The sequence below is a fragment of the Proteus hauseri genome (assembly GCF_040139125.1).
Classification (GTDB): Bacteria; Pseudomonadota; Gammaproteobacteria; order Enterobacterales; family Enterobacteriaceae; genus Proteus; species Proteus hauseri_B.
Genome location: NZ_JBEEUB010000002.1, coordinates 348,539 through 361,343, shown reverse-complemented (window position 1 = coordinate 361,343; position 12,805 = coordinate 348,539). Strand labels below are relative to the sequence as shown.

The 12,805-nt window shown below is 37.2% G+C and carries 11 protein-coding genes and 1 other RNA gene; 2 read left to right on the top strand and 10 right to left on the bottom strand.

The window, feature by feature from the left end; genetic code table 11:
- Positions 1 to 358: 358 nt before the first annotated feature.
- Positions 359 to 455, bottom strand: an RNA gene (gene ffs, locus ABN099_RS04655) — signal recognition particle sRNA small type.
- A 349-nt stretch (positions 456 to 804) separates the two neighbouring features.
- Here ffs and tesB point away from each other — a divergent pair.
- Positions 805 to 1,680: an acyl-CoA thioesterase II gene (gene tesB, locus ABN099_RS04650; protein WP_349462518.1), complete on the top strand. Its 876-nt coding sequence runs from the start codon at positions 805 to 807 to the stop codon at positions 1,678 to 1,680.
- Positions 1,681 to 1,728: 48 nt separating this feature from the next.
- On the opposite strand, the gene amtB is transcribed toward tesB, so the two are convergent.
- The 5 genes from amtB to ABN099_RS04625 form a co-directional block, all read right to left on the bottom strand.
- Positions 1,729 to 3,021 (bottom strand): ammonium transporter AmtB, encoded by a 1,293-nt coding sequence (gene amtB, locus ABN099_RS04645; RefSeq protein ID WP_349462517.1) that lies wholly within the window; start codon positions 3,019 to 3,021, stop codon positions 1,729 to 1,731.
- A gap of 10 nt (positions 3,022 to 3,031) precedes the next feature.
- The gene (locus tag ABN099_RS04640; protein ID WP_349462516.1) at positions 3,032 to 3,370 is read right to left on the bottom strand and encodes a P-II family nitrogen regulator; all 339 of its coding nucleotides are present in this window, start codon (positions 3,368 to 3,370) and stop codon (positions 3,032 to 3,034) included.
- A 249-nt stretch (positions 3,371 to 3,619) separates the two neighbouring features.
- A complete protein-coding gene (locus ABN099_RS04635) occupies positions 3,620 to 5,410 on the bottom strand; it encodes a SmdB family multidrug efflux ABC transporter permease/ATP-binding protein (protein ID WP_349462515.1) in 1,791 nt (596 codons plus the stop codon).
- Positions 5,397 to 7,142 (bottom strand): SmdA family multidrug ABC transporter permease/ATP-binding protein, encoded by a 1,746-nt coding sequence (locus ABN099_RS04630; protein WP_349462514.1) that lies wholly within the window; start codon positions 7,140 to 7,142, stop codon positions 5,397 to 5,399. Before ABN099_RS04630 ends, ABN099_RS04635 begins: the two co-directional genes overlap by 14 nt.
- A gap of 58 nt (positions 7,143 to 7,200) precedes the next feature.
- The gene (locus tag ABN099_RS04625) at positions 7,201 to 7,662 is read right to left on the bottom strand and encodes an Lrp/AsnC family transcriptional regulator (RefSeq protein WP_064719057.1); all 462 of its coding nucleotides are present in this window, start codon (positions 7,660 to 7,662) and stop codon (positions 7,201 to 7,203) included.
- Between the two features lie 158 nt (positions 7,663 to 7,820).
- On the opposite strand from ABN099_RS04625, the gene queC reads away from it, so the two are divergent.
- Positions 7,821 to 8,519 carry a 7-cyano-7-deazaguanine synthase QueC gene (queC, locus tag ABN099_RS04620; RefSeq protein WP_349462513.1) on the top strand — a complete coding sequence of 233 codons (699 nt, stop codon included), beginning with the start codon at positions 7,821 to 7,823 and terminating at the stop codon, positions 8,517 to 8,519.
- Positions 8,520 to 8,666: 147 nt separating this feature from the next.
- Here queC and ABN099_RS04615 read toward each other — a convergent pair whose 3' ends face one another.
- The 4 genes from ABN099_RS04615 to hupB all read right to left on the bottom strand — a co-directional run bounded on the left by ABN099_RS04615 (position 8,667) and on the right by hupB (position 12,621).
- Complete coding sequence (locus tag ABN099_RS04615; protein ID WP_349462512.1) at positions 8,667 to 9,074, bottom strand: acyl-CoA thioesterase; 408 nt, start codon at positions 9,072 to 9,074, stop codon at positions 8,667 to 8,669.
- 274 nt (positions 9,075 to 9,348) lie between these two features.
- Entirely contained in the window at positions 9,349 to 9,717 is a 369-nt protein-coding gene (locus tag ABN099_RS04610) for a ComEA family DNA-binding protein (RefSeq protein ID WP_349462511.1), read from the bottom strand.
- A 271-nt stretch (positions 9,718 to 9,988) separates the two neighbouring features.
- Positions 9,989 to 11,866 (bottom strand): peptidylprolyl isomerase, encoded by a 1,878-nt coding sequence (ppiD, locus tag ABN099_RS04605; RefSeq protein WP_349462510.1) that lies wholly within the window; start codon positions 11,864 to 11,866, stop codon positions 9,989 to 9,991.
- A gap of 479 nt (positions 11,867 to 12,345) precedes the next feature.
- On the bottom strand, positions 12,346 to 12,621 hold the full coding sequence (hupB, locus tag ABN099_RS04600; RefSeq protein WP_036911695.1) for a nucleoid-associated protein HU-beta: 276 nt from the start codon (positions 12,619 to 12,621) through the stop codon (positions 12,346 to 12,348).
- Positions 12,622 to 12,805 lie beyond the last annotated feature (184 nt).

Below are 12,805 nucleotides of genomic sequence, written 5' to 3'. Positions count from 1 at the left end.
AAATTACTCTATTTTTAATTCTGCTATCTTTTATTTATAGCAGTAGGGTTAATAGCTTTTATTTTGGGTATCATTTTATTCACATTTTCTTATAAGTAGAATGATTACACACCATCATGCCGTGTGCTTATTGCGGCATGACTGAAAAATATTGCGACTAAAAAACTGTAATTAAATAACCATTACCAATATCACAAGATAAGATCCCAAAATAATTTGGGCTAATTTTCTCGTCTCTATTTTTTATGTTTCGGTGTGAAAATACAATAAAAGAACTGACAAGATAATTAAGTCTGAATATTATAAATTGGGTAGGTTAGCGATTAAGAAAAAATGAAGGGCTATAAATTGGGTGGGGCCTTGCCAGCGACATCCCGGCACACACGATACCTGCCATGGCTGCTTCCTTCCGGACCTGACCGAGTTAACAAGTTAGTGTTGCGGGAGAACCAACAAGACCCCATTGATTGTCTTATTGCTAAGACGTCACGCATTATCTTTTAAACTCAGGAAAATAGCAAGGAAAGCGCGCCTGAGTGATGATTAATTACCCAAATCTGGCATATATTCCATTTATTCGTTGTCGTGGATCTTCGTCATCATAAACCGGCATCCATCTTCGTATGTTTATCCACCAATCTTGGTATATTAAAATGAACGTTTATGGCTCACCTACAAATCGTGGCTTCGATAAGAAGAAGCATAACTGTAGTTGATTAAATCGTAGATTATTTTTTTATCCTACCTCGAATTGTATATAATCCCTCTTATAAAAAATAATCTATCTGATGGTATAGGTAAACTATGAGCCAAGCATTAAAGAATCTTATCAAATTGATGGAGCTTGAAAAAATAGAAGAAGGTCTATTTCGTGGGCAAAGTGAAGATTTAGGATTACCTCAAGTTTTTGGTGGACAAGTTGTCGGCCAAGCACTTTATGCAGCAAAACAGACTATTGCTGATAATCGTTACATAAACTCTTTTCACAGCTACTTTTTACGCCCAGGTGATAGCCATAAACCCATTGTTTATGATGTTGAATATATTCGTGATGGTGGCTCTTTTAGTACTCGTAGAGTGAGTGCTATCCAACATGGTAAGCCTATTTTTTATATGACGGTTTCGTTTCAAGAATTTGAAGAAGGCTTTGAGCATCAAGATACGATGCCAGATGTACCTTTTCCGAATGAACTCATACCACAAGACGAAATTCTGAAAAAACTAGCACCTAAATTGCCTGAACCAATAAGATCCTTAGCGTTAAGAGAAACACCGTTCGAAGCACGCCCAGTGCAATATTTCAGCCCGTTTGGCTATCCTAAAGCCCCAGCAGAACGTTATGTTTGGTACCGTAGCCGTGGTGAAATGCCATCAGATCCTTTTTTACACCAGTATTTATTAGGCTATGTTTCTGATTTTGATTTTCTACCAACGACACTTCAACCCTATGGTTTAGGATTTATGGATCAAAGCCTGCAAGTGGCGACTATTGACCATTCAATGTGGTTTCATCGTCCATTCCGTGTTGATGACTGGTTACTTTATGCGGTAGAAAGCCCATCTGCATCAGGTGGTCGAGGCTTTGTAAGAGGAAAAATATTTAATACTAATGGTCAGCTGGTTGCATCTTCTGTGCAAGAAGGGGTTATTCGTCAAAAACGAGCTAAAAACACCAAATAACTACGCTAGATTTGAATATTCCCCCCTCTATTGAGGGGGAATAGACGATTACTGTTGATATGCTCTTTCACCATGTGTGGTTAAATCTAATCCATCACACTCCTCCTCTTGTGAAACTCGCAAACCGACCAACTTATCTGCAATTTTAAAGCTAATATAAGCAACCACTCCAGACCAAAAAATAGTGATAACAACACTTACTAGTTGAACGAATAGCTGTTTGCTTAATGTCATTTCATCACTATATCCAACGCCCCCTAAATATGACGACGTAAAAACACCCGTTAATAAACATCCAACAACACCACATGTTCCATGAATGCCAAAAACATCACAAACATCATCGGCTTTTAGCCATTGCTTCAATACAACAACGCCCCAAAGACCGATGATTCCACCAATAATACCGATAATCAATGCCCCCATTGGACCGACGGTTCCCGCCGCGGGAGTAATTGCCACTAGCCCAGCTATGCAGCCAGAACAACTTCCTAGCATTGACGGTTTTCCTCGAACTAACCATTCAGATAATGTCCAAGAAAGTACGGCACCCGCAGTAGCAACAACAGTATTTAAGAAAGCAAGAGCAGCAATAGCATTGGCACTGCCCGCAGATCCCGCATTAAAACCAAACCAGCCAATATAAAGCACAGCTGTTCCTGTAAATACCATTGGTAGATTATGCGGTTTTAAAGCAACTTGCTTATAATCACGTCTATTTCCAAGTAAGTAAGCACCAACAAGCGCTGCAACAGCGGCATTAATATGGACAACAGTACCCCCAGCAAAATCTAACGCACCATCATCAATTAGCCATCCTCCTTCTCCCCACACCATATGAGCAATAGGAATATAAGAGAACGTAAACCAAATGATGGCAAAAATCAGCAATGCAGAAAAACGAATTCGCTCCCCTAAAGCACCGACAATCAATGCCAGTGTAATAACCGCAAAAGAGCCTTGAAATACAACATGTACATATTGATTAATAGAACCAGATAAATCATTGATAGATATTGAACTTAAAAAAGTAAGTGACCACCCACCCCAAATTTTATTTCCAGAAGTGAATGCGAGGCTATAACCAAATACAATCCATAAAATAATAACAACACTAAAAATCAACATCACTTGTGTCATCAATGATAAAACATTTTTACTGCGTAATAATCCGCCATAAAACAAGGCTATACCGGGAATAGTCATAAAAAAGACTAAAGCAGCACAAATTAACATAAAGCCATTATCTGCTTTATCAGCCGCCACTGTTTCAGCAACAGCAAGTGGTGTAAAAAAGTATGTAAGCACTAATATTAATAAACAAAGGAAGTGATTTTTCATTGTTATCTCCTTAAAGTGCTTCATCACCAGACTCTCCCGTGCGGATCCGGAAAGCCTGAGCCAGTTCAAAAATAAATATTTTCCCATCACCTACTTTCCCTGTATCTGCAGCGCTAATCAGCGCTTGTGTAACGGGTTCTAATAATTCATTACTAATTGCGAGTTCTATTTTTACTTTAGGTAGAAAATTGATCTCATATTCAGCCCCTCTATAGAGTTCTGCATGCCCTTTTTGTCGCCCATATCCTTTCACTTCACTTATTGTCATTCCCTGAACACCTAACACCGAAAGAGACTCTCTAACATCTTCCAACTTAAATGGTTTAATAATTGCGATGATATATTTCATATAACCCTCTATTAGCTTAAGAAAGAACAAAAGTTATAGAGCAAGAGATATGCCATAAATTAAGCTAGTGATATTTAAAGAAAAAAACATGCAATTTAAATAAGAGGGGAATATATCTCACCAATTTAGTGCAAAAATAATATTTTTTTCGCTCAAAAGATAAAAATAGGGGCAACAAAAAAGGACATATCGTTGATATGTCCTTTTATATTCACGTTTTAAATTATTAATTTAATACAATAGTCGTTATTATAATTCACCTTTGATAGATGATTGAACTTGAAGTGATTCACCAACCTGTTGAAGTTGATACATATTATAGTAACGACCTTTTTGTGAAAGCAGCTGACTATGTTTGCCTTTTTCTACTACAGCACCTCGATGAAGCACCACTATTTCGTTAGCTTCAGTAATCGTTGAAAGTCGATGAGCAATAACAATTAACGTTGTTTTCTCTCTAACCACTTTGAGCGCTTTCTGGATAGCTTGTTCAGTGCCTGAATCAATATTTGCTGTTGCTTCATCCAGAATAAGAATACGAGGTGGCATCAATAATACTCTAGCTAATGCAAGCAGCTGTTTTTGCCCCGCAGATAAACGGTTACCTTGTTCACCAAGTGGTGTTTGTAATCCTTCAGGTAATTGTTTAGCCCATTGTGTAAGTTGTACGGTTTCTAATACTTGCCACAAATGAGCTTCAGTGGTTTCTCGCCCTAAAGTAATATTTTCATAAAGTGAGCCTGACAATAAAACAGGATCTTGCTGCACCATCGCAATGCCATTACGTAATGAATGGTGAGAATAGCTTTCTAGTGGCTGTTCATCTAAATAAATATGCCCTTTTTGCCAAGCGTAATTTCCCATGAGTAAGCTTGCTAATGTACTTTTACCGCTCCCCGTATGACCAACAAAAGCCACAAAATGACGAGCAGGAATATCAATATTAATCGCTTTTAATACCCACTGTTCATCACGATAAGCAAACCAAAGATTATCAACAGTGATATGCCCCTGATTAATTATTTTTTGTGATAAACCATATTGTTGCAAAGGTGCATCCATCAGCTCAAAAATACGCTCACCAGAAACAACAGCTTGCTGCAAAATAGATTGCTGCGAAGTTAACGTTATTAATGGCTCATTTAATCGACCAAGATAGCTAATAAAGGCATAAATTACCCCAACACCAATAACTGCACTGCCTTGATAGCCAAATAACATCAATAAGCCGCACAGAATCAATGTTGATAACATACTAAGCAAAGGACGTAATAACAGCCCATCAAGTTTTAATGCTTTCATACGAGATTGATAGTGCTGCCAGCTATCATCTGACATTCTTTCGCCGAAACGAGCCTGTTGTCTAAATTGTTGAATAACAGACATGCCATTAATGACTTCATGAAAACCATCATTAATATTTGCAAGAAAGTGGCGAACATTACGCACAATAGGCGTACTTAGGCGTTGATAGAGCATCATGACACCAATTACCACAGGAAATATTGTCATTGCGATTAATGCCATTTGCCACTTTAATAAAAACATAGCAATAAGCATAACAACCACTAAAGCAATCGCTCTAAATAGCGTTGGTAATACGTTGACGAATAAATCTTTAATGGTCTCTGTATCATTAGTGACACGAGAAATTAACTGACCAACGGGTTGATTATCAAACGCACTTAAAGGCTGCTTTAATGCCGCACTCATAACATCGGTTCGCAACTGCTGAACCACACCGACTGCAGCTTGGTTAAAGACTATTGCCTGATAATAGTGAAGCAGTGCTGCTGTGATTTGTAATAAAATAAATACTAATCCAAGACCTAATGCTGACATCAATTCAACATTATTCTTAGCAACTTTTGCATCAATAAAGTAACCAACAATTAATGGTCCGCCCACTTCAGCAATAGCAGCTATCCATAACATGATGACGCCTAATGTCATCGGTTTGCGATAAGCTTTGCCATAAGTAAGTAGACGTTTTAATGCAGGTAGTAGCGCCTTAGCCGGTTTATTTTTATTCATCGTCATCTAGCGCTGCCTCTAGTTGCTGATAACGGTACATATCTTGATACCAACCTGGCACAGATATAAGTTTCTGGTGCGTTCCTTGTTCTATCACTTCACCCTGTTTTAATACTAATATATTGGTAGCACCCACCAATGCAGATAAGCGATGCGCACTAATAATAAGCGTTCTATCTTTGCGCCATTGAGATAGGTTTTGTAAAATTTGGTGCTCTGTTTGTCCATCAACCGCAGATAATGCATCATCTAATAACAAAATTTCAGCATCAAGCAATAAGGCTCTTGCAATAGAGATCCGTTGCTTTTGCCCTCCCGATAACATGACGCCTTTCTCACCTACTTGGGTTTGATAACCTTCAGGTAAACGTAAAATATCATCATGAATATTCGCAAGTTTAGCGACAGCTTCTATTTCGTCTTTAGTGGCATTAGGACGACCAAGCGCAATATTTCCTGCAATGGTGTCAGAAAAAAGAAAAGGTGTTTGATTCACAACAGCTAAACGCGCACGCCATTTATCAAGTTTTAATTGATAAATAGGTACTGATTGGAAACAAATTTCACCCTCATTGATATCATAAAGGCGCTGTATCAAGGCGAGTAATGTACTTTTACCTGAGCCCGTCATGCCACAAATACCCAGCATTTTACCTGGTGATAAAGTGAAATTAATATTTTTCAGCACATCACTGTTTTGCTCAGGATAATGAAAGCGCTGAATATTAACATTTAGCACTCCGCGACCATGATCAGGTGATAGTTCGCCATCAATCATATCGGTTTTTTCATTTAGAAGTGTATTAATTCGGCTATAAGCTGCACTACCTCTTTCGACAATATTAAACATCCAAGCCAATGCCAGCATAGGCCAGATCATTTGCCCTAAATACATAACAAAGCTGGTTAATCCACCTAATGTCATTTTTTCATTAAGCACTAAATAACTACCACCAGCCACTGCTAATAAATTAGCAAGACCTATCGCCATAAAAATAGTGGGATCAAACAGTGCATCAACCCTTGCTACTCGCATATTTTGGCGACCCGTCTCTTTTGCTACCTCATCAAATTTAGCGGTATGTTGTTGCTCTAATCCGAATGATTTGATCATACGAATACTACTTAAACTTTCTTGGGCTTGGTTATTTAGTGAAGAGAACAGCGCTTGTGCAGTTTTAAATCGGCTATGTAGCTTGTCTCCATAGCGTTTAATTAAAATTGCCATCAAAGGCATAGGCAATAATGAGATTAATGTTAGTTCCCAGCTCAGCTGAATGCTCATCATGACTAAAACTGCCAATCCCATAACCATAGAGTCAACAAGTGTTAAAACACCTTCACCTGCGGCGAAGACGACTTTATCAACATCATTAGTGGTATGAGCAATTAAGTCACCAGTACGATAGCGTTGATAGAAAGAAGATGATTGCTGACTAAGTTGACGATAAATCTGCATACGCAACTTCACTGCCAATTGGTAGGATGCGCCAAAAAGCCATAGACGCCAAAAATAACGCAATAGATAGACGGCAATGGCAATAAATACCATTACACCAATCCAATTCATAACTTGTTGAAGTGATAAGGTATGGTTATCGACACCATCTACAATTATTCCCACAATTTTTGGTGGAATGACTTGTAAGACTGCGATAACCATCAGTAAGAAAATAGCACCGACATAACGACGCCATTCACTAAGAAAATACCAACTGAGCTGTGAAAATAGAGCCACGCCTTAAAATCCTAAGGTTATATCAAAAATAAAATTGCCAGTTGGTAGAAGATGAACCTTAATCAGGTATCGGCATTGCCGTTGTGTATTTAATTTTTTCCATTGCGAAGTTAGAAGTCACGTCAATAAGACCCGGAACACCATTAACCATCCGTTTATAAAATAGGTCGTAACTTTTCATGTCTACAACTTCAACATGCATTAGATAATCACACTCACCCGCCATTCGATAGAATGTTAATACTTCTGGCATCTGCTTAACAAATGAAACAAACTGTTCGTACCATTCGCTATTATGTTGCTGCGTTCTTATCATAACAATAACTGTTAGACCTAGCCCGATTTTTTCACTGTCAAGTAATGCAACACGCTTACGAATATAGCCTTCGTCCTCAAGTCTTTTCAACCGTTTCCAGCAAGGTGTTGAGGTTAGGTTAACCGCCTCTGCCAAAGTATTAAGTGAGAGGCTAGAATCTTCCTGTAATAGCGCCAGTAATTTCCGGTCAATCTTATCTAACATAGATACTCCTTCAAAATATGCCCCTACAAAAATTAATGATAACCTGCCCCTTACTATAAGAGTAATCATCTGCTGAAAAATCGGTAATAAATTGCCATAATATCGGCTATTTTGTGCGTATTAGTCCTTACAAAAATTCAACATTCAGGAGTATTCTGATGAAAAAAACCGTCGTTGTCTTTAGTGGCGGACAAGATTCAACAACTTGTCTTATTCAAGCAATAGAACTATACGATGAAGTTTATTGTATCACTTTCAATTATGGGCAACGTCATAAAGAAGAAATTGAGGTAGCACAAAAAGTTAGTCAATTACTGGGTGTTACGGCGCATAAAGTATTAGATGTTAGTTTATTAAATGAGCTCGCTATTAGTAGCTTAACTCGTGACAATATCCCAGTGCCTGATTTTAAAGAAAGTGAAGAAAGTGATATTCCGAGTACCTTTGTTCCTGGGAGAAATATACTTTTTCTTACTTTAGCCGCTATTTATGCTTATCAAGTTGGCGCTGAAAGTGTTATCACTGGCGTTTGTGAAACTGATTTCTCAGGCTATCCTGATTGTCGAGATGAATTTGTGAAAGCATTAAATCATGCGGTTTCTTTAGGTATTGCTAGAGATATTAAATTTATAACCCCTTTAATGTGGCTAGATAAAGCACAAACTTGGGCATTAGCAGATTACTTCCACAAATTAGATTTTATTCGTCATAATACCTTAACTTGTTATAACGGTATTCAAGGTGATGGCTGTGGCGAGTGCGCGGCTTGTCATTTAAGACAGCGCGGTTTAATGACTTATTTACAAAATAAAGTCAGCATATTTAACAGCATGAAAGAAAAAGTGGGCTTAAAATAAGAGGCAGGCATAAAACTATTATGCTTAATTCTTTCAGTCATTAATAATTATTCCTTACAGCCTTACAGTGATAGTACCGTTTTACTATCACTGTATAAAACCATATATTATTAAATCATCTTTTATTAAATCGCGTTATATTGTTGTTTATTCAGACGATTGTCGCACATACTCTAGTTTTTCTCTTAATTGGTCAGTCAGCATTAAGGCTTTTTTGGTATTAATATCAACTAGAACAAAAGTAACTAAAGCATCTGAAATTAATGCACCATCTTGTTTTCGTACTATTTTTTGAGAAAGCACTCCACTTTTAATACCTATCTCAGCCACATTACAATCAATGATTAATTCATCACCAAGGCTTGCTGGTGTTCGATAATTAATGTTGATATTAGCGACAACGAGAGCTACGCCATTGCGTTTAAACCAAGAAAAGTCTAAATGCTGCTCTATCCAATCCCATCTAGCTTGCTCTAAGAATTCTAGGTAACGAGCGTTATTAACGTGTTCAAAAATATCGAGATGAAATCCGTAAACTTTAATTAATGTACTCATATAACTTGATTACCTCTTGATAATTCTAACAAACTTCATTTTATCGAAGCTATTTGCGATAAAGTAAATATAGTCAACAAACAGGATAAATCATAGTCTATCGTTATTATTTTATTTTTGATAAAGCATAAATACATTACTTTAAATTTAAAAATCGTGTTCCTTATTCAAGGGAAAATAATAAAGGAACACGTAAAATTGGATCAATATATTATTCGAAATGGATTAATACTAAATGAAAAGTCATCAATTAATAACTCAGTAAATAGTGAGGTTATTCACTAATAATTAAAAAATCTCGATTTTGCTCAATCAACTTGGAGCTAATACCAAAAACTTTTTCTAACTGATCTATAGAAGTGAATTTTCCTAACTTCTCACGGTAATCAATAATTGCTTGAGCCTTCGCTTTACCAATTCCTCGCAATGCCATTAATTCATCCGCTGTTGCCTTGTTTAAATCAATTTTACCCTCAGTGCTAGCTGCTACTCCTGGTTCTGAATTTGACGTTACTCGCTCAATGGGAATAGTTTGTGAAACATTCGTTGATAGGTTCTCGTTTGCAAAAGCAATAGATGACATACCAAGTCCCAAAGCAAAACAAACAGATGTTATAAATGTTGATACCATTTTTTTATCCATATAAACAATCTCCTTTTTGTAAAAAATCTTGTTAATCAATGGCAAACAATAGTGATTGAATGCAAAAAAATAATGCCAATATTTCAATAAACGGGCAATGACTAGCAAAACAAAACGCGAAGAAGTTGGAGAACATAAAAGGTAAGCAAAAGGGTTTGCAAAAAAGTCTCGGTATATCTCTCAATTTTTTGAATATTGACTAATGATCATTTTTTACCATAAAAAAACCCAGCCTTAAGCTGGGTTTAGAAATTAATACTTTGGGTATTATTTATTGATAATCTTTATCGAAGATTTCAATTTTTGCTTTTTCTCTTAAATCACGAAGCATTAACTGTAGAGCATCTTCACCCATTTGAGCACGATAGAGATTAGTCATAAACTCTAACTGTTCAGGTGTTGGTTTACCCTCTGTAACGCTGTCTAATTGAATTAGAACCACTTTGGTTCCTGGTACATTAGAGATACCATATTCTTTTTTACCTTCAGCAGGCTTTGGCATAGCGAAGATAGCGGTTTGTACAGCATCGGTTGCTGACGAGTGAACAATGCTCTCGACTTCACCAAAAGAGATATTAGCGGCTTTCATTGCTTCAGCGCCTTTACCCTCTTTTAATGCAGCTAATAATTTCTGAGCTTCTGCATTCATCATTTGAGAGGCTTTTTGCTGTTTGACTAAAAGAACCACTTTATCGTGAACTTTATCAAGAGGCTCAGTTGCTGAAGGTTTATAACCTTCAATTCGCACGATAAATGCGCTGTCATTGCCTAGCGTTATCATGTCTGAGTTCATTCCTGTTGGTCCATTTTCATCAACTAATGAACCGCCAAAAATTAACTGAGTCACTTTTTCATTGTTCAGTGCTGCTGGAACGTTATTTTCATCAAACCAATCAGTATCAACAACAGTGACATCTCCCGCTTTTGCCGCTGGTGCTAAAGTATCGTTGTCATTGGATGCGGCTTGACTTACTTTTTGTTGCAGTGCAAAGAAATCATCAATCGCTTTGTTTTCACGCATTTTTGCAATTAAGTCATCTTTTACATCAGCAAAAGGCTTAACCACAGAAGCTTTCATGTCATCAAGGCGGAAAATAGCGTAACCATTGCTGATTTTAACAGGTGCAGATATCTGTCCTGCTTGAGTTAAACTTGCATTAGCAAGCTCTGGTAACTCTTGTCCAATAGTTATCCAACCTAAAGAACCATTCTGCTTAGAGGAAAAAGTATCTATTGATTTCTCTTTTACTAATGTAACGAAATCAGCACCTTTTTTCAGTTCATCTTCAGCGGCTTTCGCTGCAGCTTCATCAGCTAAAACTAGAATGCTATATTTTTTCTGACCAGGCGTTGTAAATTCACTGATATTGCTATCGTAGTAAGCTTTAGCTTCTTCGTCAGTAATGCTGATATTGCTAAGGTCTTTTTGCGCATTCAGTTGAATATAGCTAACTTTAAACTGTTCTGGAGCAACGAACATCTGAGCATTTTGGTCATAAAATGCTTTAATTTCTTCGTCAGTAGCGGCTTGTTTTTCAAGGAATGATTGAATATCTAATGTTGCTAAGCGTACATTACGGCTTTGTAACATTAAGCCCGCAAATGAATTTACTTCACTCGCTAACGCAAAATCAGTGCCTTGAATTGAATATCTGAGTTGCTGATTAACTAAATTTTGGCGAATACCTTCAGCAAAAGCATCTGCATCAATGTTATTACTTTTCAATAAATCGACATATTTTTTGTTATCAAATTTGCCATCTGTTTGAAAGTAAGGCAGAGCAAAGATTGCATCTCTAATTTGCTGGTCGCCCGCTGAAATACCTAGCTCTTGCGCGAATTGGTCAAGTAATGCTTGGTTAATTAACAGATCTAAAGATTGTTGGCGAATTAATTTTTGCCCTTCTTCAGATGAAGCAAGTGCGGCAAAATTCTCACCCATATCTTGCTGTAATTGAGCACGACGTTGCTGGTAAGTCTGTTCTAACTGAGAACGGCTAATTTTTTGCCCATTTACTTCTGCCGCATCATTTACGCCTGAACTAAATAGGTATCCGCCCACACCAGTTAGGACGAAAGAGAGAATGATCACAGCCAATAATACCTTGATAAATGGATTATTAGCAGTTGAACGAATGTTGTCCATCATAACGAGACTAGGCTCCGTTTGGTGAAATAAAAAATTATTTTTATCAGTGTTACACGACTATTTTGAGCACAGCTAAAAATAACATGCTCATTGCTGGCTTAATATCAAAATGTCACGCCACGCGACAATCCATAGAAATAGCCAGTCCCGTATTAAACGTACCGCCTTAACATGCACGCTCTATAACCAGAAACAAAATAAACAGCATTATTTGATTCATTGATTAATTCAATCATTTAACTAACCACTGAATCATTCATTGCCGCCTATATCAGTTATAGAACAACGCGCTATTCTATCAAATGACTACTCTAGTTTCACGTGTTATCGCCAGAGAATACAAGGTTTAATCGCTATTTAGTACCTAAAAAAAGAAAAGCGCATCTATTTAAGATGCGCTTTAATTCTTAATTGATACGCTTTCTGTGTACTCATAACAATATTGTCATTATAAGTGTGCAGAGAGTACGCACAAAAAGTTACTGATTAACTGCGTCTTTTAAGCCTTTACCAGCACGGAATGCAGGTACTTTCGCAGCTTCAATCTGAATTTCTTTACCTGTTTGTGGGTTACGGCCAGTACGAGCTGCACGATCGCGTACAGTGAAAGTACCGAAACCTACTAATGCTACATCATCACCTTTTTGTAAAGATTCAGTGATTGAAGCAACCAGTGCATCTACAACACGACCTGCTGCTGCTTTTGAGATATCTGCATTCGCAGCGATTTTGTCGATCAGTTGAGTTTTATTCACGCTTTCATCCCCATAATTTTATGCGTTATTTTTCACCAATAATGGTAAATTTTGCAAACGTCGTTATATCAAGCCTTTTTAGATATAGCAAGACCGATAAAACAGCATTATTAATTAAAATCCTCATTAAATTAGCGACACAAAAAAAGGCTGGCAAGCTTTTATTGCTTATCCAGCCTTACTT

What these genes read in the sequence shown, in the direction of transcription:
- tesB (WP_349462518.1), top strand. Translation starts at nt 805, where the DNA reads ATGAGCCAAGCATTAAAGAATCTTATCAAATTGATGGAGCTTGAAAAA.
- amtB (WP_349462517.1), bottom strand. Translation starts at nt 3,021, where the DNA reads ATGAAAAATCACTTCCTTTGTTTATTAATATTAGTGCTTACATACTTT.
- ABN099_RS04640 (WP_349462516.1), bottom strand. Translation starts at nt 3,370, where the DNA reads ATGAAATATATCATCGCAATTATTAAACCATTTAAGTTGGAAGATGTT.
- ABN099_RS04635 (WP_349462515.1), bottom strand. Translation starts at nt 5,410, where the DNA reads ATGACGATGAATAAAAATAAACCGGCTAAGGCGCTACTACCTGCATTA.
- ABN099_RS04625 (WP_064719057.1), bottom strand. Translation starts at nt 7,662, where the DNA reads ATGTTAGATAAGATTGACCGGAAATTACTGGCGCTATTACAGGAAGAT.
- queC (WP_349462513.1), top strand. Translation starts at nt 7,821, where the DNA reads ATGAAAAAAACCGTCGTTGTCTTTAGTGGCGGACAAGATTCAACAACT.
- ABN099_RS04615 (WP_349462512.1), bottom strand. Translation starts at nt 9,074, where the DNA reads ATGAGTACATTAATTAAAGTTTACGGATTTCATCTCGATATTTTTGAA.
- ABN099_RS04610 (WP_349462511.1), bottom strand. Translation starts at nt 9,717, where the DNA reads ATGGATAAAAAAATGGTATCAACATTTATAACATCTGTTTGTTTTGCT.
- ppiD (WP_349462510.1), bottom strand. Translation starts at nt 11,866, where the DNA reads ATGATGGACAACATTCGTTCAACTGCTAATAATCCATTTATCAAGGTA.